Here is a 19,232-nt window from a genome sequence, read left to right as displayed (position 1 = left end):
CTAGTCGTCATTTGTCTGTAGACGTGACATATACTCTTGCACTTCTTCGTCTGTAGGGTCAATTCCCAGATATTTACTTAATACATCGTGAGCCTCGTTTACTCTGCCCTCTTCTACAAGAAAGTAACCGTATTCTTTAAGAAAGTCGCTATCATCTTTAAAGGCATTATATGCTTCTTGATAGTCGTTTAATGCCTCTTTAAAGTATTCTAATTCATTGTTAGCTCTTGCTAACTCCCACTTGTAAAGAGGCTCTTCTTCTTTCATTTCGATTAAATGTTCTAGTAAATCCTTAATTGCTTCAAAATCACCATCTTCTTTTAGTCGCTCTACTAGAAAGATGGCTGCTTCTTTGTCACCAGGATCTAACGAGATAGCTTGTCGAATCAATTGATATCCTTCTTGTTTATTCTCTATACGAAATGCCAGTTTACCTGCTTGGACAAACAAGTCCTTATTAAATTCATCTTTTTTCAAGCCTTTATGCGCAGTTTCATATGCTTCTTGAATCAATCCTTCTGATTCTTGAGCCTCTGCTAAAAGAGGATATGCGGATTGATAAAAAGGGTCTTCTTCTATTAATTTTTTCCATACACGCATCGCAATGTCAATGCGGTTTGCTTGATAAGCGGTGAATCCATAACGGAACAGGACGTCTGGTGTGTAATCATCCGTAGCTTGGAAGTAATCAAGAGATTGTTGAAAGTCACCTAAGATGGCATAAGATTCAGCTAACCGTAAAGGTATTTCTGTTTCACCCATTTGCTGGTTCCGCCTCATAGCTTTTTCATAGTATGGAATACATTTTTGGTATTCTCCAGTAGAAAAAGCTAATTCGCCTAATGCGAAATCCAGCACCGGTTCAGCAGGAGATATATTCTTAGCTGTTAAAAGCTTTTGCTCGGCAACTTCAAATAATCCTTGTGCTTGATATAAGTCAGCAAGTTGTACTAGAGCACTCATATATTCATCATCATCTTCTGGAACTTTGTTTAATAAGTCAATAGCCAGTTCATCTTTCTCTTGATCCACATATATCTCAGCTAATAAAAGCGTGATTTCATGTTCACCAGGATATCGCTGATTCAACTCATGAAGAATTTCCTCGGCATCATCTGTCATGCCCCATTGAAGGAACATTTCAGCTATTGTAAATTTTTCCTCGTCATTCGCTCTAGATAATTCAGTACGCAAACGCTCAATAGCTTGATCTGATTTACCTGAATTCATTAATTGGATTGCTTGTTCTAGGCCTTGCATAGTTCCACCCTTTCAGTTAATACATAAAATGGTTTGGTATCGAAATAGATCGATGTGTACCGCATCCACTATAATCATTTAACTCTAATTTCGCTCTTAAAATATGACCACGTAAGACTGTAACATATGGAATAGCTTTATGATAAAACATTTGATCGGGAGCTTCAATTTCTTTAGTTTGTTGAATAGAATATAAATTGTAATCTGCATCACCTAAGTGTATAAATTCTCCTTTAAAGGGGGAAATTCCTGTCACTCGCAAATTTTCAATGGAAAGTGGTTTTTCATCTAAAGGTTTCGGTAAAGTACGTACACCGAATTGTTTAGCAATTTTCAGCCAATCCTTATACGTAACGGTATCTTCATCAAATTGATATACTGGGACAATCGGTATAAAAGAAGGGTGTTGTGCTTGAGCGATCCATTGCCAACTTTTTGATAATAAATCTTCTTTATGAGTAACTTCGACTATGATAAATGGAACCTTCTGAAGTCCAAAGAAGCGAATAACGGAAGCATCTAGTTGAATAAGGGGAATGCGAGGAACAACCATGTAATCAATTGCTATGCCTTCTAATTCATCAATATAGGCAAAATAAGTTTCTTTCATCTCTCGTTTTGAATAAATAGGGACTTGTGTAACGATACAAGTACAACCCCTATAAATAAATCGTCTTACCAAAGGTGCCAAGTAGTCTACTTTATATAATGGAAATTCAAGATCCACATAGACTTTTCCTGGACTCATCCAAAGCGAGTCTGTATTCATTTGACATGTATGCTTATTTAAATCACGCATCGCACACCATTTTCCATTTTGTACACCTATCGACACCTCTGACCATTCACTCCGGATTAAACTTTGCTTTGAATGAATAGAATATGCCTTCATACCCTTACCTCCTACTTACTGCTGTTAGTACAAGGTATGAAGACATTAATAGAGTTATGTGTACTTTCCTAGTCTTCTAAAAGCTGATCAAAATGGTTGAAGAATGAAGGATAGGAAATGGAAATGCAATCAGGTTCATGTAAATTAATATCTTCATTCGTTAATAAGGAAGCTATTGCAATCATCATACCGATACGATGGTCTTTATAAGAATGATACTCTCCACCCTTTAGTTTGGATGGCTTCCCATTAATGACCATGCCATCTTCCGTTCCTTTAATATCAACGCCCATGTTACGTAATGTATCCACAACAGCTTGTATTCTATCTGTCTCCTTGTAACGTAAATCTTCTGCATGCTTAATGACAGTCTTCCCATTTGCTTGAGAGGCTATTAAAGCAATAATAGGGATTTCATCAATCACACGAGGAATATCGTTACCTGAAATCGTTATACCAGTCAATTGCCCACCTTTTACAAATACTTCACCAATAGGCTCATCCCCAATGTATCTAGTTATACTCGTTTGGATATTTGCCCCCATACGTTGGAGTACATCAATGATTCCAGTACGGGTTGGGTTCAATCCTACATCCTTTATAATAAGGTCACTTTCAGATTTCAACGCTGCAGCGCAAATAAAAAAAGCCGCGGAGGATATATCACCTGGAACTTCAAGATTTGTAGCCGTGAGTTGCTGCTGTCCTTTTAGAGAAATTGTATTTCCTTGTCTACTGATATCGACTCCAAAAGCAGTAAACATCCGTTCTGTATGATCTCGTGTTGGCACTGGTTCAATCACTTTTGTTATACCCTTAGTAAATAAACCAGCTAAAAGAATGGACGACTTAATTTGAGCGCTATTAATAGGAAGAGTGTACTCTATAGGCTGTAAGTTGTCTCCCCTTACACTCATCGGTAGAAGGCGACCGTGTTGATTCCCATCAAAAGCTGCTCCCATTTTGGTGAGAGGGATGGTCACTCTGTCCATTGGACGAACTGATAATGATTCATCTCCATACAAACAATAATGGTGTGGTGTCCCTGCTAATATTCCTAAAAGTAATCGTGTTGTTGTACCAGAGTTTCCAAGATTTATAGGTTGCATTGACTCGTCTAAGCCATATAATCCCTTGCCATGAACAGTAACCTTGCTCTCATTTCGTTCAATCTTGATCCCCATCGCTTCGAAAGCAACAATCGTGGTTAGGCAATCCTCACCAGTTAGGAAATTATCAATCGTGCTCTTCCCATTAGATATCGCTGCCAACATAATTGCTCGATGGGACATGGATTTATCCCCTGGAACTGCAATGGTCCCAGTAACAGCTTTTGTCCTTTTTGAAATAGTCATGGTACCCATATAGTTCCCCCCTTTTAATATTGAATAGTTGTTTCATATCCATTTCGCTCTAAAACTAGTTTACTTCGCTTCTGGTCCTCTTCAGTCTGAAAACTCAACCTTAATACGCCTGTAATCCCTTCTCTAACTTCAAGAATTTGAATATTCACAATACTTATCTTAGATTGAGCTAAAAGGTGTGTTACCTCGGAGAGTGCCCCAGGTTGGTCATGGATATCCACATACACATCATAAAAGGATGGAATTGCACCTTTCTTCTTAATAGGAAGACCATCTCGAAATTGCTTAGCATCTGCTAAGTAGGTTTGAAGTTTACTATGATCATCCGTTTCTACTAAATCTTTTAGATGATTCATCTCTGTAATCCAATCCTTTAATAACGTTAAAATGGTGTCTTTATTTTGAAGAAGAATATCATTCCACATTTTTGGGTGACTTGAAGCGATTCTCGTAATATCTCGAAACCCTCCTGCTGCTAACTCATGCATGAATGGATAAACACGATGCCAATTCTTAGCCTGATGTACGAGAGAGGACGCAATCAGATGAGGAAAATGGGAAATCACCCCTGTCATTTGATCATGTTCCTGTTCTCCAACCGTGACAAAATGACTCCGGGTTGATTCAAGTAGAGATTCAAGTTTTTGAACATCTTCATCATTACTCCCTTTTCCGGGGACTAACAGGTAAAATGCATTTTCAAACAAGTGGGCTTTGGCTGCTTCAACCCCATGCTTATGGGAACCAGCCATTGGATGCCCACCTACAAAATGAATAAAATTGTTTTGAAGCATAGCTGCAGCTTCCATAATAGGTTTCTTTACAGAACTCACATCCGTCACTAGTAACGGCTGTGAAAGTTTCATTTCATCTATTATGTGAAGATAGTCAATACACACCGAAACAGGTGTAGCTAATACGACTACATCTGAGAAATGAACTCCTTCTTCAAAGCTATGAACTGAATAATCTATCATACCTGTTTTCAAGGCATAATCTAAAGATTCCTTGTTTTGATCAAACCCAATGACAGTCGTATGGTTTTGTTGTTTTAAGTTTAAAGCGATAGAGCCTCCAATTAGCCCTAATCCACTTACAAGAATCGTTGATTGCATGAGTTAAATCTACCTACCTTCTGACAGTTTTTCACTCATGGCTTCCATGATTTTGTCCATGTGGTTCTGTTTTCCTATTGTAAGTCGAATAGAGTTCGGAATCCCAAGCGCTTCACCAGAGCGAACAATAAAACCGTTTCGTAATAAATACTCCGTCATCTCATCACCTGATATTGGCAAATGGATAAGCAAGAAATTCGTTTCTGAAGGGTAGTAGGTTACCCCATGGTTGTCACAGAATATTTGTAAATCTTTCTTTGTTTCAACCGTACTCTTAAATGTTTCGTTTATAAATATCTGATCCTCTAATGCTAAAAGAGCCGCTTTTTGTGCTAAAGAGGAAGTGTTAAAGGGCTCTCTCGAAGGCTCTAAATTAGATATGATTGATTCACTAGCAATACCATAGCCAATTCTGAGAGCTGCTAATCCGTATGCTTTAGAGAAGGTTCTTGTTATTAATAGATTGTCATATGAAGACAAAGCGGATAATGTATCAGGAAAATCAGTGTTAGAGACGTACTCCACATAAGCTTCATCCATCACAACTAAGACATTATCAGGACAGTGTTCCATAAAGGATTCAAAGGCTTTATGATCAATCATAGTTCCTGTAGGATTGTTTGGATTACAAATCCACACCACGCGAGTATGATCATCAATTTGTTGTAACATACTGTTTAAATCGTGTACGCCATTATCAAGTGGCACTTCACGAACTTCAGCACCTTCAATGAGCGCATTATGACGGTATTGAGGAAAGGTTGGAGTGGCCATTACTGTGTTAACACCTGGCTCTAAAAATGTTCGGCAAATGATCTGTACTACTTCATCAGATCCGTTCCCAAATATAAGTTGCTTCTCATTTACGTTTAATCGATTAGAAAGGGTTGTGCGTAATTCTCTAGCATACCCATCCGGATAAATTTCCAAGCCCTCTACCGCTTGTTGTAAGCCTGATTTTACGTAGTCAGAAAAACCAAAAGGATTTTCATTTGAAGCAAGTTTCACAATGTGTTCTAAGCCATATGACTGTTTCACTTCTTCTATCGTTTTTCCTGGTATATATGGGGATAAATTAGCTAAGATAGGTTTTGTTCTCATGGTCTAGTCCTCCTGTTCTCTTCTAACTAAATCTGGTCTCAACTGAACAGCCCTGTTGTGATAAAGATGATGAACTTCATTTTGCTTTTGTTCAGTGTTAAAGTGTATCATCACACGAATACACTTCTCCAAGCTATTTGGTACAGGAATCTCTCGCATACACATAACAGGAACATACGTCCAACCTTCTACTTGTCTTAATGCTTTTGCAGGGAATGTGTCATCCAAGTCTTCTGTAGTTGAAATAAATACAGACGCTACATCATCTGCTTGAATCTTATTTTGTTGTATCATATCGACAATCAGTTTATTTGTATGTGTAAGAATTTCTTGTTCTTTATTGGCTTCTACCGTGGTCGCACCCCGTACCCCTCGTATCAAGTATCCCTCACCTCACTTCTAAATTCTATTAACTCATCCATCAACGCCTTCTCAGTGTAGGATGCAAGTGTTGGCTCTCCAACAGATGATAACAATACCATACGAATTTGTTGACGATCGTTCTTTTTATCATTCTTTATCTTTTCCATTAAAGCTTCTATACTGTATTCTTTTAGTTTTGATGACATAGGATAATGGTGTTTTTCTAACCATTTGCGGTAAGCATCAATTGGTAGTGTTGCTTCAGGGAATTGTTTATTACTTAAAAATAAGGCGAAATCGATTCCAATAGCAACAGCTTCTCCATGCGTAATCGACGAATAACCAGATTCAGCTTCGATGGCATGCCCCAGTGTATGGCCAAGATTTAAATAACGACGAACACCTTTTTCTTTCTCATCTTCTCTAACGATCGCTGCTTTAACTTGGATACCTTTTTTTAATAAATCAGCTAACGTTGCATTGGAAATCGAGTCGAATGATGGTAGTTCCAAACACTGTTCTAGCATTTCGTGATCTGCTATCAAGGCATGTTTAATAACTTCTGCCATACCTGATCGCCATTCAGTATGTGAAAGGGTAGCAAGCGTTTCGGTATCATATATCACAGCTTTAGGTTGGTGAAAACTTCCAATCATATTTTTCCCTTGGGGATGGTTAATCGCCACTTTACCACCAACACTACTATCATGTGCGAGTATCGTTGTAGGTACTTGTATATAGTCGATTCCACGCATGTAAGTAGCTGCTACAAATCCAGCCAAATCCCCAACTACACCTCCACCAAGAGCTACAATTAAATCACTTCGTTCAAGACCCGATTCAATTGCAAACGTATGACACTCATGGAACCAGTCCATTTGCTTTGAGTTTTCACCTGCAGGGACAGTATAGGTTGATACTGTAACATTACTCGAAAATGAAGCCACCACTTCATTTAAATACAAGTTGGCAACGTGAGAATCCGTTATGATAAATACCTGATTATATTGTTTAGGCAGAAGGGATCCAACCTTACTGCATAACCCCTCACCAATAAACACCTTATAGCTTGTATCTTTGGTATGAATCGGTAACTCTGCCATTACCATTAGAAGCACCTAATCTCTTCTCGATATTGATCAATACTTTCTTTTAGCTTAGGGAATTGATCAGAAGGAAATTGTTCTGTTATCGCTTTTGCAAGCTCCCATGCTACGACGTGCTCCATCACGATGGCTGCAGCAGGTACAGCACATGAGTCAGACCTTTCAATGCTAGCTTTAAAAGGTTCTTTTGAATCAATATCTACACTCTGAAGTGGTTTGTACAAGGTAGGAATAGGTTTCATAACGCCTTTCACGATGATAGGCATACCAGTTGTCATTCCACCTTCAAATCCACCTAAATTATTCGTTTTTCGATAGTACCCTTTTTCTTCACTCCACGCTATTTCATCATGAACTTCACTTCCATTAAGGTGAGCAGCTCCGAATCCTACTCCTACTTCCGCTCCTTTGAAGGCGTTAATGCTCATGATACTTCCACCAATTCTAGCATCTAGTTTACGATCATAGTGTACATACGAGCCTACTCCAGCTGGCATACCTTCTACCATCACCTCAACAATTCCACCAATTGAATCTCCATCTTTCTTAGCTTTATCAATAGCTTCCATCATCGTTTTTTCTGCCTCTTTGTCTAACGTACGTACTGGTGATTCTTCTGATTGTTCCTGACGTTCTTTCAATGACAAATCAGCATCATACTCTGCTGTAATGCCACCTATTGTATTTACGTACCCTATAATATTTATGCCTAATGATGAAAGTAATTGTTTAGCTACCGATCCAGCAGCAACTCTTGCAGCAGTTTCTCTTGCAGAGGAACGCTCTAAAACATTCCGCATATCACGATGACCATATTTAAGAGCACCATTTAAATCTGCGTGGCCCGGTCTAGGACGGCTAATAGTACGACGCACTTCCTCATCCTCTGGAATAGGGTCTTCCCCCATAATGTTTCTCCAATGTGTGAAATCATCGTTGTGCAGTACTAACGAAACAGGTGAACCTAATGTGTACCCATGACGAACACCGCCTGTCACTTCTATTAAATCCTTTTCAATTTGCATACGGCGTCCTCTTCCATATCCACCTTGTCTTCTAATTAAAGACTCATTAATTGTATCTTTAACAAAAGGCATTCTCGCAGGAAGTCCTTCTATAATGGTTGTCAGTTGTTTTCCATGTGATTCTCCAGCAGTTAAATAGCGCATGATTCTATACCTCCCGTATATGTATGCAATTTTGTATTACTATATCATATCCTTGTATTGATGTGTGTTTCAAGTAAAAAAAATGAGAATAATGAAGCTAACTGTTTTTTATTTTCAGAATAGTTTACCTCAATACTTCTAGTGTGTAACCTTACTATGCATTATGCAACATTTACTAGAATTTTCACAACACTCGATTGTATAATCGATAATATTCTTAATAAAGAAAGGCACAAGCACCCGCTTAGCGACGTACAAACTGTCTAAAGTGATTTAGAGGAAGTTCTGAAATGATGGAGGTCCGATTAAACCCTTTTCGTCACGCAGCAACATCGAACCAACCTACGTCGTGTAGGTCGAAAGGAAACACGGAGAGCGGTAGCGATCCGATGCTGACTTATCGTAAGGAGAAGTAGGAAGTTTACTAGTCTCTATGGGCTGGAAATGAACATATAAGCGCCAAAAGAAATGCTTTTTTCTATAAAAAAAGAGATCCATAAGATCTCTTAGACAAGTTTTTTCTGATAAAAAAATGTGTCTGCCACTTCTAGATGATAATGTTGAGGGGTGAATATTTGTTCGGTACTTCCGACAAAGAGAATTCCATTCGGTTTTAAGGAGTCACTAAATTTTTGGTAGACCTCCATTTTTGCTTGCTCTGTAAAGTAGATTAAAACATTGCGACAAATAATAAGATCGAAATGTTGTTCATATGCGTCCGCCAGTAGGTTATGTTTTTTAAATGTAACGGTTTGTTTAATATCATTCGTTACATGATAAAATTGGCCTTCTTGTTTAAAGTATTTCTTTTTTATAGAAGGAGGAACTTCTTTTAAAGAACGTTCAGGATAGACACCTTCACGTGCTCGTTGCATTGAATTCTCGTCAATATCCGTAGCAAGAACTTTAATGTCAGATAACGAAAAAAATTGACTTAGTACCATTGCAAGCGTGTATGGTTCTTCACCAGTAGAACAGGCAGCACTCCATACCTTTATTTTATTTTTACCTTTTACTAAGGAAGGGAGAATCGTTTTCTCTAGTACTTCCCACCTCTTATAATTTCGATAAAATTCAGAAACATTAATGGTCATCCGATCTAAAAATTCAAAATACAACTGTTGGTCTTTGATTAATGCTTTAAAATATTCATCAAATGTAGGGAAACCTCTTTTATCTCGTAATGTTGTTAATCTTCTCTTCATCTGAGCTTCTTTATACAGGGATAAATCAATCCCAGTTCTTCGATTTACTTGCTGAATAAATGTTTGATAATCCATGCTCATCTTTTATGTACGCTCCCTTTCTCCCGCTCCTTCTCATTCTATCAAAACTTATATGAATGGAACACTAGTTTTCTGTAAAGGTATCAGAAAAGCGCGAGAATTGTCGAAAAGGGTCATTTGCACTCAAAAATACAAGGCATTATAGGGAAGGCATAAATATTAGATAATACGCACTATATACAACTGTTTCGTCGTGTCATAAAAATGGAATAACTTCTACAAATGCTAATGTTATTAGGCCCACATACCTTGATGTACATATTCGTGTTAATAGACATAATACAAAATATAAAAGACACCCTAGCTTTTTTTAAAGCCAAGGTGTCTTTTGAGATTTTATGGAATCTTACTAATTAGTAAATCCAATTGTGGTCATTTTTTTCATAGCTTACTAATTCATCTTGATTAAAGAAAAGATTAATCTCACGTTCTGCGCTTTCAGGGGAATCAGAGCCATGTACTACGTTCTTCCCTACTGTAAGGCCAAAATCTCCTCTTATTGTTCCAGGTAATGCCTCAGAAGGTTTTGTTTGTCCCATCATCTGACGCGCGGTAGCGATTACATTTTCGCCTTCCCACACCATTGCAAATACTGGTCCAGATGTAATAAATTCTACTAACTCACCAAAGAAAGGTTTCTCTTTGTGTTCCCCATAATGTTCTTCTGCTAGAGCATTTGGGATTTGCATTAGTTTAGCACCTGCTAACTTAAAGCCTTTTTTCTCAAAACGGGAAACAATGTCTCCTACTAAATTGCGTTGCACTCCATCAGGTTTTACCATAATAAACGTTTTTTCCATTTTCTCCACCTCTTCGTTATGTAGATTGTGAAAGCGTTTAAATATATTACCGTAGAAAATTCTATCAGATTATAAAAAAAGTAGCAAACAGAATTTGGTTAGGATTTCCGTTTGCCGATATATTTCGCTATATTTCTTAAAGTCTGCTTTTCTTTTTGATCAGGTAATACTTCTATTTCAGTAAAAGCCTTATGTAAATATTTTTCACTAATAGCAAGGGATTGCTTTATAGCTCCGGTATCTTTAATTCGTGTGATAATATGTTGCATTTGTTCACTAGATGCTTCCTCGTTTTCAAGAGATTCAAGATAATCTTGCCTTAAATTAGAGTCTTGCTGCATCGCATACAACACAGGCAAGGTGATATTCCCTTGCATTAAATCACTACCAGCAGGCTTACCCAGTTCTTTTTCTGTAGAAGTAAAGTCTAATACATCATCAATTATTTGATAGGACATCCCTACATAATATCCATAACGGAATAAAGCTCTTTCCACTTCTAGGGAAGCACCGGCAGCTACAGCACCAAGTCTACAACTAACTGCAATGAGTATGGCCGTCTTTCTACGAATTCTCCTTAAATATGTACGAAGATTTTGATCCCAATTAAATTTATCCTTTATTTGTTCAATTTCACCGATACATATTTCCACAATAGTTTCTGAGAGAATTCGATGGGCTTTAGCAGTCTCTAAATTAGATAAGCATTCTAGAGCTCTCGCAAAAATATAATCACCTGTGTACATAGCTATACGGTTATCCCATTTAGCTTTTATTGTTGGTTGTCCCCTTCGTAATTCGGCATCGTCGATAACATCATCGTGAACCAATGACGCCATATGAATCAACTCTAACGATACCGCGACATCTTTCATACGTTCGATATCATATTCGCCAAATTTTCCCGCTAACAAAACAAACACGGGACGAATTCGCTTCCCACCTGCTTCAAGTAACTGAGTAGAAGCTTCCCGTAGCACTGGATGTTCTGCTTGAATCGTTTGATTCAATGCTTGTTCAATTTTATCGATATCGTTTTTCAAAAATGGATATATCATTGCTAATTTCATTGGGGGTCACCTTTTGAATCAGTTTATTTCTTGCTATATAGGAAAGTATAAAAATGTTGGCTTATGTGTACTATTAAAGAGCACACACAGCTGCAGAGACTATTGTGCTTCACTTGCCTATGTATGATAAGAGTGATACGTCACCATCAAGTCACTCATGTTGTCGCAGTCCTTTTATCTCCTAAGGGATCAGGTGAAGTTCTAAGGTGAAAAAGGCTCGAATAAACCTACTTCAACATCCAGCAACACAATCTGCGTCGTATAGACCGTAGACCATACGTCACACAGCGCGAGCCCTAAGCTTTTGTTCTTATTGTTTTGGCTTTTCACCCATATGCATTGCTGCTACTCCACCTGTATAGCTTTTAACTTCCACAGGATTCAATCCTGCGTCTTCAAACATCTTACGCAATTCTTCCCTACCTGGAAAGTCTTTGGCTGACTCATGGAGCCATGCGTATTCATCATAGCTTTTAGCAAAAAGACGTCCGAAAACAGGCATGATATAACGAAAATAGAAATAATAGGCTTGTCTGAACCCTGGTGCAGTTGGTTGAGAGGTTTCCAGACATACAACCTTACCACCTGGTTTAACTACTCTAGTCATTTCCTGAAGAACAGTCATATAGTCCGGTACGTTGCGTAATCCAAAACCTATGGTAACAAAATCAAATTCATTATCCTCAAACGGTAAATTCATCGCATCACCATGGATGAATTCTGTATTTTTAAGTGTCAGTTCTTGTTTCTTTTTACGACCAACAGACAACATATTCTGGCTAAAATCAAGCCCTATCACTCTACCCTTATTCCCTACTTCTTCTGATAGAGCAATGGTCCAGTCCCCAGTTCCACAGCATACATCAAGGGCTTGGTCACCTGGATGTACTTGCATTTTTTTCATTACGTCTTTTCGCCAAGCTTTGTGTCTTTGAAAGGATATAATGGAATTCATCAAATCATATCGATTATATATTTTCTCAAAAACGTGATGTACACGTTCAGATTTTGTTTGTTGAGCCATAATTACCCTTCTTCCATTGCTCGTTGTTTAATATAAAATGATTGGTATATATGCTGTTGCAAGTAATCTTTTAAGATTTCAAAATTTTGTGGTAGATGTGAAATGGACTGTTCTACTCGAAGCATATGCTTGCGAATTAATTTGTCCATCGTACGAATAGCATGTATTCCATTTACCTGAACAAATGGGCTCCTCATCAATAACTCAAGAATAGGCGCCGTTTCTCTTTTATGGTAACGTTTGTTTTCGGATTGTAATCGCATTGCTAATAGCCAATCACCCGCAACATCGTTCATAACAGGTTTCTGCACAAACTCAGCAACTCGTTGAATTAATAAGGATTCTACTTTCATTAATCCATCCATTACTTGTGATAGAGTCGGGAAATCTTGATTATATATGTTCATCTTCAACTCGTTAATCTCCTTAATCGTTGAGGCTAATGTTTGAATCATAGGGAGATCTTCAAGTTTAGATAAAAGATAATAATACAACCCACTGTAATAATCACCTGCTAACACGGTTAATTGTCGCTGTTTTTGAACTTCAGCTGTTTCATGAGCTCCTGTAGTTGTAACTAATTCATGTGTATCAAGTGCAATTTGAACTAACATCGTGGTGATGATGTATTGCTTTTGTTTGTCTTCAGGTAGCTCAGATTGCTTCATCAATGTTGCTAGAAACATTAATTTATCTTCACTTATTACAGGATTTGGGATGAATTTGGCTAAATAAGGATGTCGAATTTGATTTTCGATTGATGATCTAATTTCCTCGATATTTAAGTCTTTACTATTCAAAGCCATCACCTAAAGCCTTTCCATACCGATTTTATCGGCTAAGTCATACACCATTATAGCATACCTTACTATGGCAATTCACTGATCAATAGGTATAGGGTGCCCATTTAAAACTTGAAAAACACCATTTCTTCTATGAATGATGATTAATATGTATGTCATAGGTATAAATCGATTAGGTACACTATCCTAAACCTGTTTGTTATGGTCACAAATTATGTATGTTGTACCAAAAAAAGAAAAAGCAGAGAGATTCACTCTGCCTCATCTGTGTACATTTCCCCGTGACTTGTCTGTATCATTGCTTTGCCCCTGACCTTAACTGCAGAAGTATGCTCAGTAAATTGAGCAATCATTACTTCTCCAGTATCTAGTTTCTCTGAGTGATGAAACCTTGTGTCAGTTCCTCTTGTCAAACCAATGACATTCACCCCATCTTGAAGAGCCTTTATCACGAAAAAATCTCCACTTTTTCCATTACTCATGAAGATCCTCCTAGTACTTTTCTTATTTAACTATCTCGTAAATTTAAGCCTATGTCAATTCATAAAGAATTGCTCTAAAACGCTGTATAGATACAAATTTGTGATAAGCATTCTATGCATGAGCAGGTTATGAATTTACATAAGACAAAATTCACATCTTGGTATTTTATATGTAGATAAGGAACTAGTTATCTATTGAAGTGGAAAATAAGGCTGACTCAAGTTGAGTCAGCCTGTTATTAGCCCTATATGTAAAAATTATTTTACAGCATCTTTAAGGGCTTTACCTGGTTTAAATGCAGGAACCTTGCTAGCAGAAATTTCGATTTCCTCACCTGTTTGTGGGTTACGACCTTTACGTGCTGCACGTTCACGTACTTCAAAGTTCCCGAAACCAATTAGTTGTACTTTATCACCGTTTTGTAGTGAATCAGAGATAGATTCAAATACTGCGTCCACAGCTTGTGTAGCATCTTTTTTAGAAAGATCACTTTTCTCTGCAACTGCATTGATTAGATCAGTCTTGTTCATGCTATTCACCTCCTCCCAGGGATGGTTGTTCATGTTGGAACAAATGTTGTACTATCATTTGTTCACATTTTATTGACGTCTTATACGTACAAATCATCAATAAAACTTGATGACAAGCCTTATATTAAACGATGAGACTAGGAAATTCAATAAAAACCACTAAGATTCTTCATCATTCAGGCTATCATATCAGGTTTTACACCCATTTCAGACTAAAATGACTTAATTTTCTAACAAAACTCTCAAACCTTGATATAACAGTGTTTAAGACCATTTCAACTTACCAAATACCCCTTACATATACGGAAAAAAATCATCGGGAAAATTTTTTATAAAAATTTATAAAAAAACCCTTATTTCTCGCTATTTACGCGAAAAAATAAGGGTATTTCCTATATTTCTAAATATTTTAATTTTCATAAAAAAAGCGGCGAATCACCGCTTATAAAATGATTGCGATCAATCCGCCACTACCTTCATTAATGATACGTTCTAATGTATCTTTCAACTTGTATCTAGCATTTTCAGGCATCAATGATAATTTTGCACTAATTCCTTCACGAACGATAGAGCTTAAAGAACGACCAAATATGTCTGAGTTCCAAATAGAAAGCGGATCCTCTTCAAAGTCTTGCATAAGATATCGTACTAGTTCTTCACTTTGCTTTTCAGTTCCTATAATAGGTGCGAATTCAGATTCTACATCTACCTTTACCATATGAATAGATGGGGCTACTGCCTTTAGCCTTACACCAAAACGTGAACCTTGGCGAATGATTTCTGGTTCATCCAGGAACATATCTTCTAGAGCAGGAGCTGCAATTCCGTATCCGGTTTGTTTCACCATTTGTAAAGCTTCAGATACCTGGTCATATTCTCGCTTAGCATGGGCAAAATCTTGCATTAATTGTAGCAAGTGATCTTTACCACGAATCTCTTCTCCCACAATTTCTTTCAATACTTGATCGTAAAGATAATCTGGTGCATTCAAGTCAATTTCAGCTACTCCTTCACCCATTTCCATTCCAGCTAACTGTGCCCGATCAATGTAATCATACTCAGAGAACTGACCAACTACACGATCAACATCTCTTAGCCTTTTAATATCTTTTACAGTATCTTGAATAGCCTCTTGGTAGTTTTTACGAAGCCAATGTCCCTCTTTAAGCACCATTACCCAGCTTGGTAAATTCACGTTAACCTCAAGCACAGGAAATTCATAAAGGGCTTCACGCAAAACATTATATACATCATTTTCACGCATACTCTCTACGCTCATAGCAATAACAGGGATATCGTATTTTTCCTGTAGCTCCTGTCTCAGCAACTCTGTTTCCTGACTATGAGGTCGTACAGAGTTTATGATCATAATATAAGGCTTGCCTACCTCTTGTAATTCTTCAACAACTCGCTCTTCAGCTTCTACATAATCATGTCTTGGAATCTCACCAATGGTTCCATCTGTCGTAACGACTACACCAATAGTGGAATGCTCTGTAATTACTTTACGAGTACCAATCTCTGCTGCATCATGAAAAGGGATTGGCTCTTCATACCAAGGTGTATGAATCATTCTTGGACCATTCTCGTCCTCATACCCTTTTGCACCATTTACCGTATATCCTACGCAATCCACAACTCGGAAATTCACATCTAGACCTTCATCTACATGAACTTGCACTGCTTGATTAGGTACAAATTTTGGTTCTGTAGTCATGATTGTTCTTCCTGCTGCGCTCTGCGGGAGTTCATCTTGCGCTCGTGCTCTTTCGCCTTCATCCTGGATATTTGGAAGCACAACTAGCTCCATAAACTTTTTAATAAATGTGGATTTACCTGTTCGAACCGCTCCTACTACACCTAAATAAATATCTCCATCAGTTCGTTTTGAGATATCTTTGAAAATATCTACTCTTTCCAAGTGATCCCCTCCCGATCCTTTACTTCTACTTCGCTTGGACATGCAAGACATAATCGCTTACGAATCTTTGACAATACAATTCTATGATGTTGTCCTAGTGAATTATGACTTGTTTTATTAGAAAAACATGATTTTTAACAAAGATGTAAAAACTCTCTTAAATGAATGATATGACATGTCTTTCGCCATAAGACTAAAAAGATGTGCTTGTAATTAGAAAAAGAAGCTACCTATTTCTAGGACTCTCGGAAAACTCTTATGCCTTATATTTTTGCGACTTGATATAATATATAAAAAAAGATGCCTCATTATGAGGCATCTTGTGAATTTATATTTGGGTCAAAGACTGGTTCCCCATCCTTAATCGTGTAAGGAAGGGAATTCGCAGGTACAATTGGAGAATGTTCTGCTAAAAGATATCGGATATCATCACCGGTTTTATAATTGTGTTCATATTTTTGCAGAAAATCATATAAGTCTGGGCGATAATCGATATAAAGATCTCCTTCTACATCCATTACGATTGGTAATAGATTTTGTGTGTACGGGCTTTTCACCTGTGGAGGATCATCATATCCCAGCTTCTTATAATTTATGGTGTATATATCATCAGCTACTTTCTCTCCAAAAGGAGGATAACGATGTTCATTTCGATAGGCTGCAAGTCGAATATTGACTTGTGTCAAATTTTGAGTAGCACGAATATCAATAACCTTTACAGTCGGATCTTCCTCAGGATGAATGAGAACATACTGATACACGCCACCTCGTTGAAATGAATTCCCTGGTGCTTCCGCAAGTATATTAGCTTCTTTTAAACGACTAAAATCAATTGGATACTTTTGAAAAACCGGTGTTTCCTTTTCTCTGTTCTTTATAGGAAGCTCATATGGATGGCTCTCCTTAAATTGGTCAATTGCTGTCTGCATCGATTGTAGTTGAACTGTATTTGGCACCTGATTTTTCGTTAAATTTTCATCAGGATACAAGCACCCTGTTAGTATAAAGGGAATTAGCACAATCATGAGCATAAACTTCCGAGACATCTCTATTCCTCCGTTATTGTTTCTTAAGATGTAGGACCACTAAATACAATGTAGAAAATAATGATACCACCCAGCATCAAAAATATGTAAGCAAGAAAAGCTGTAATCCCACTAAGTATTCCGGATAACTTATATCGACTTAATAAAATCAATCCTATAGCAAGAAACATAAAAATGATGCCGGCAAAAGAAATATACATGTTTAACATTCCTCTAGACATATAGCCAGCTCCTTAAACATAGTTGTACTAATGACGTATGTATTATATCACACGTCAGGCGATGACAGAATCCATCAATGTGGCAAGGACCTCTCATACAAGGAATTCATTGAATGCCCCCCTATATTTATAAAAAGATTTTCTGAACGTACAAAAAACCGAGGTGATAGGGGCTAAACTCACCTCGGTCTGACTAAATAGTACCCTGACGTTACAACTCTTCATGTTTTACTGCTGCGATTTATAGTATGCATAAAATGATTCAGACGCATCCTCAAATGCCTATAGTTCATTATTTTTTAAACATTTGATTTAATTGATTCATGTCCATATTATTTTCTACAATGGCTTTTACAATTTTATCTTCTTTTTCTTTAGAAACAGGTTTCCCAGCCATTTTAGAGAGTTGTTTTACAAGATTACGAACCGTTTTCTCATCTTTAAAATCGGCATTCTTCATTGAATCAGCCACTTTAAAGATTTCATCTGATGAAATATTTGCTTTTTTTTGTAGATGATCAAACGCTTTTTTTTGAAATCCGCTCACACGATTTCCTCCTTATAATAAACTTTCAACATAGTATATGCGGAGGAAAATCATGCGTGAGCATATAGGTTATAGGATTATGAAGAAAATTGATTCCCTAAGATATCTGCCAAGTCTTCCATCTCATGACGACGACCTCTAGTCATTAACTGATCAACCACGTCTTTAGGGTGAGCACCACGGAATAATAGCTGTTCAATCCCAGCAGTTATTGGCATCTCAACTTGTTGCTGTTTAGAAAGCTTATAGGCTGCGTTTGTTGTGCGTACACCTTCCACAACCATTCCCATATGATCAAGTACATCATCTAAGGCATATCCTTTGCCTAACATATTACCAGCACGCCAGTTTCGACTGTGTTGACTAGTACAAGTTACAATTAGATCCCCAACCCCTGTTAATCCTGCGAATGTAAGTGGATTGGCGCCCATGGATGTACCCAGACGAGCAATTTCAGCTAAACCTCTTGTTATGAGAGCAGATTTCGCATTGTCTCCATACCCAAGTCCATCAGAAATTCCAGCTCCTAAGGCAATAATATTTTTTAAAGCACCTCCGAGTTCAACTCCTACCACATCAGGGTTGGTATAAACTCGGAAATTCTCATTTATAAATAAATCTTGTGCCACTTCTGCTTCTTTTATCGTTTGAGAGGAGACGGTGACTGTTGTGGGTTGACGTAATCCTACTTCCTCTGCATGACTTGGGCCGCTAAGAACGACAACATCTTCATAATGTTCCGGTGGCATTTCTTCTTGAATCATTTCCGAGACTCTTTTTAAAGAATCAGGGTCAATCCCTTTTGTTGCATGAATAATCGTTATTTTCCGTGTTAATGCCTTTGTTACTTTTTGACAGACCTCTCGTATTGCTTTGGTTGGAACTACGAGAACAACCGCCGTCACATCTTCCAGAGCGCTTTCCAATTCCGAATATGCTTTTAATGTTGTTGGAATGGTAGCTTCTTTTAAATAACGTTCATTTTTATGAGTACGGTTGATTTCATTTGCTTGGTCTTCTCGATGAGTCCACAGACGAACATCATGGTTGTTATCAGCTAACACAATCGATAGAGCTGTTCCCCAACTACCAGCACCTAAAACTGCTACTTTAGCCATTCAAATCTCTCCT

At 37.6% G+C, this 19,232-nt stretch carries 20 protein-coding genes; all 20 read right to left on the bottom strand.

Translation table 11 applies throughout. From position 1 onward, the window contains the following. Complete coding sequence (locus GLW08_RS17425) at positions 1-1,260, bottom strand: tetratricopeptide repeat protein (protein ID WP_160849925.1); 1,260 nt, start codon at positions 1,258-1,260, stop codon at positions 1-3. A gap of 16 nt (positions 1,261-1,276) precedes the next feature. Next, positions 1,277-2,152, bottom strand: a complete 876-nt coding sequence (locus GLW08_RS17420) for a hypothetical protein (RefSeq protein ID WP_160849924.1) — start codon at positions 2,150-2,152, stop codon at positions 1,277-1,279. Positions 2,153-2,220: 68 nt separating this feature from the next. After that, entirely contained in the window at positions 2,221-3,516 is a 1,296-nt protein-coding gene (gene aroA / locus GLW08_RS17415) for a 3-phosphoshikimate 1-carboxyvinyltransferase (RefSeq protein ID WP_160849923.1), read from the bottom strand. A 14-nt stretch (positions 3,517-3,530) separates the two neighbouring features. Then, entirely contained in the window at positions 3,531-4,631 is a 1,101-nt protein-coding gene (locus GLW08_RS17410; protein WP_160849922.1) for a prephenate dehydrogenase, read from the bottom strand. 9 nt (positions 4,632-4,640) lie between these two features. Further along, the gene (gene hisC / locus GLW08_RS17405) at positions 4,641-5,732 is read right to left on the bottom strand and encodes a histidinol-phosphate transaminase (RefSeq protein WP_160849921.1); all 1,092 of its coding nucleotides are present in this window, start codon (positions 5,730-5,732) and stop codon (positions 4,641-4,643) included. Positions 5,733-5,735: 3 nt separating this feature from the next. Continuing rightward, positions 5,736-6,113, bottom strand: a complete 378-nt coding sequence (gene aroH / locus GLW08_RS17400; protein ID WP_160849920.1) for a chorismate mutase — start codon at positions 6,111-6,113, stop codon at positions 5,736-5,738. Continuing rightward, complete coding sequence (gene aroB, locus GLW08_RS17395; RefSeq protein ID WP_237458495.1) at positions 6,110-7,204, bottom strand: 3-dehydroquinate synthase; 1,095 nt, start codon at positions 7,202-7,204, stop codon at positions 6,110-6,112. Before aroB ends, aroH begins: the two co-directional genes overlap by 4 nt. After that, entirely contained in the window at positions 7,204-8,370 is a 1,167-nt protein-coding gene (gene aroC / locus GLW08_RS17390; protein ID WP_160849919.1) for a chorismate synthase, read from the bottom strand. Before aroC ends, aroB begins: the two co-directional genes overlap by 1 nt. A gap of 506 nt (positions 8,371-8,876) precedes the next feature. Beyond that, the gene (locus tag GLW08_RS17385; RefSeq protein ID WP_272917099.1) at positions 8,877-9,656 is read right to left on the bottom strand and encodes a CheR family methyltransferase; all 780 of its coding nucleotides are present in this window, start codon (positions 9,654-9,656) and stop codon (positions 8,877-8,879) included. Between the two features lie 353 nt (positions 9,657-10,009). Next, positions 10,010-10,456 (bottom strand): nucleoside-diphosphate kinase, encoded by a 447-nt coding sequence (ndk, locus tag GLW08_RS17380; protein WP_160849918.1) that lies wholly within the window; start codon positions 10,454-10,456, stop codon positions 10,010-10,012. Positions 10,457-10,554: 98 nt separating this feature from the next. Next, positions 10,555-11,526 (bottom strand): heptaprenyl diphosphate synthase component II, encoded by a 972-nt coding sequence (hepT, locus tag GLW08_RS17375; protein WP_160849917.1) that lies wholly within the window; start codon positions 11,524-11,526, stop codon positions 10,555-10,557. Between the two features lie 310 nt (positions 11,527-11,836). Beyond that, positions 11,837-12,550: a demethylmenaquinone methyltransferase gene (locus GLW08_RS17370; RefSeq protein ID WP_160849916.1), complete on the bottom strand. Its 714-nt coding sequence runs from the start codon at positions 12,548-12,550 to the stop codon at positions 11,837-11,839. A 2-nt stretch (positions 12,551-12,552) separates the two neighbouring features. After that, on the bottom strand, positions 12,553-13,356 hold the full coding sequence (locus GLW08_RS17365) for a heptaprenyl diphosphate synthase component 1 (protein WP_337193958.1): 804 nt from the start codon (positions 13,354-13,356) through the stop codon (positions 12,553-12,555). 248 nt (positions 13,357-13,604) lie between these two features. Next, entirely contained in the window at positions 13,605-13,835 is a 231-nt protein-coding gene (gene mtrB / locus GLW08_RS17360; protein WP_202406218.1) for a trp RNA-binding attenuation protein MtrB, read from the bottom strand. Positions 13,836-14,093: 258 nt separating this feature from the next. After that, positions 14,094-14,366, bottom strand: coding sequence for an HU family DNA-binding protein (locus GLW08_RS17355; RefSeq protein WP_036818539.1), 273 nt, complete (start codon positions 14,364-14,366; stop codon positions 14,094-14,096). Between the two features lie 442 nt (positions 14,367-14,808). Further along, a complete protein-coding gene (spoIVA, locus tag GLW08_RS17350) occupies positions 14,809-16,287 on the bottom strand; it encodes a stage IV sporulation protein A (RefSeq protein ID WP_160849914.1) in 1,479 nt (492 codons plus the stop codon). Positions 16,288-16,595: 308 nt separating this feature from the next. Then, positions 16,596-17,333: a hypothetical protein gene (locus GLW08_RS17345; RefSeq protein WP_160849913.1), complete on the bottom strand. Its 738-nt coding sequence runs from the start codon at positions 17,331-17,333 to the stop codon at positions 16,596-16,598. 23 nt (positions 17,334-17,356) lie between these two features. Continuing rightward, positions 17,357-17,554: a DUF2768 domain-containing protein gene (locus GLW08_RS17340; protein WP_160849912.1), complete on the bottom strand. Its 198-nt coding sequence runs from the start codon at positions 17,552-17,554 to the stop codon at positions 17,357-17,359. 292 nt (positions 17,555-17,846) lie between these two features. Next, positions 17,847-18,101, bottom strand: a complete 255-nt coding sequence (locus tag GLW08_RS17335; RefSeq protein ID WP_160849911.1) for a stage VI sporulation protein F — start codon at positions 18,099-18,101, stop codon at positions 17,847-17,849. A gap of 77 nt (positions 18,102-18,178) precedes the next feature. Next, positions 18,179-19,219: an NAD(P)H-dependent glycerol-3-phosphate dehydrogenase gene (locus tag GLW08_RS17330; RefSeq protein ID WP_160849910.1), complete on the bottom strand. Its 1,041-nt coding sequence runs from the start codon at positions 19,217-19,219 to the stop codon at positions 18,179-18,181. Between the last annotated feature and the right edge of the window lie 13 nt (positions 19,220-19,232).

Source organism: Pontibacillus yanchengensis (genome assembly GCF_009856295.1).
Lineage (GTDB): Bacteria > Bacillota > Bacilli > Bacillales > BH030062 > Pontibacillus > Pontibacillus yanchengensis_A.
The sequence above is the reverse complement of the archived record's forward strand: the minus strand, read 5'-3'. Positions and strand labels throughout refer to the sequence as shown.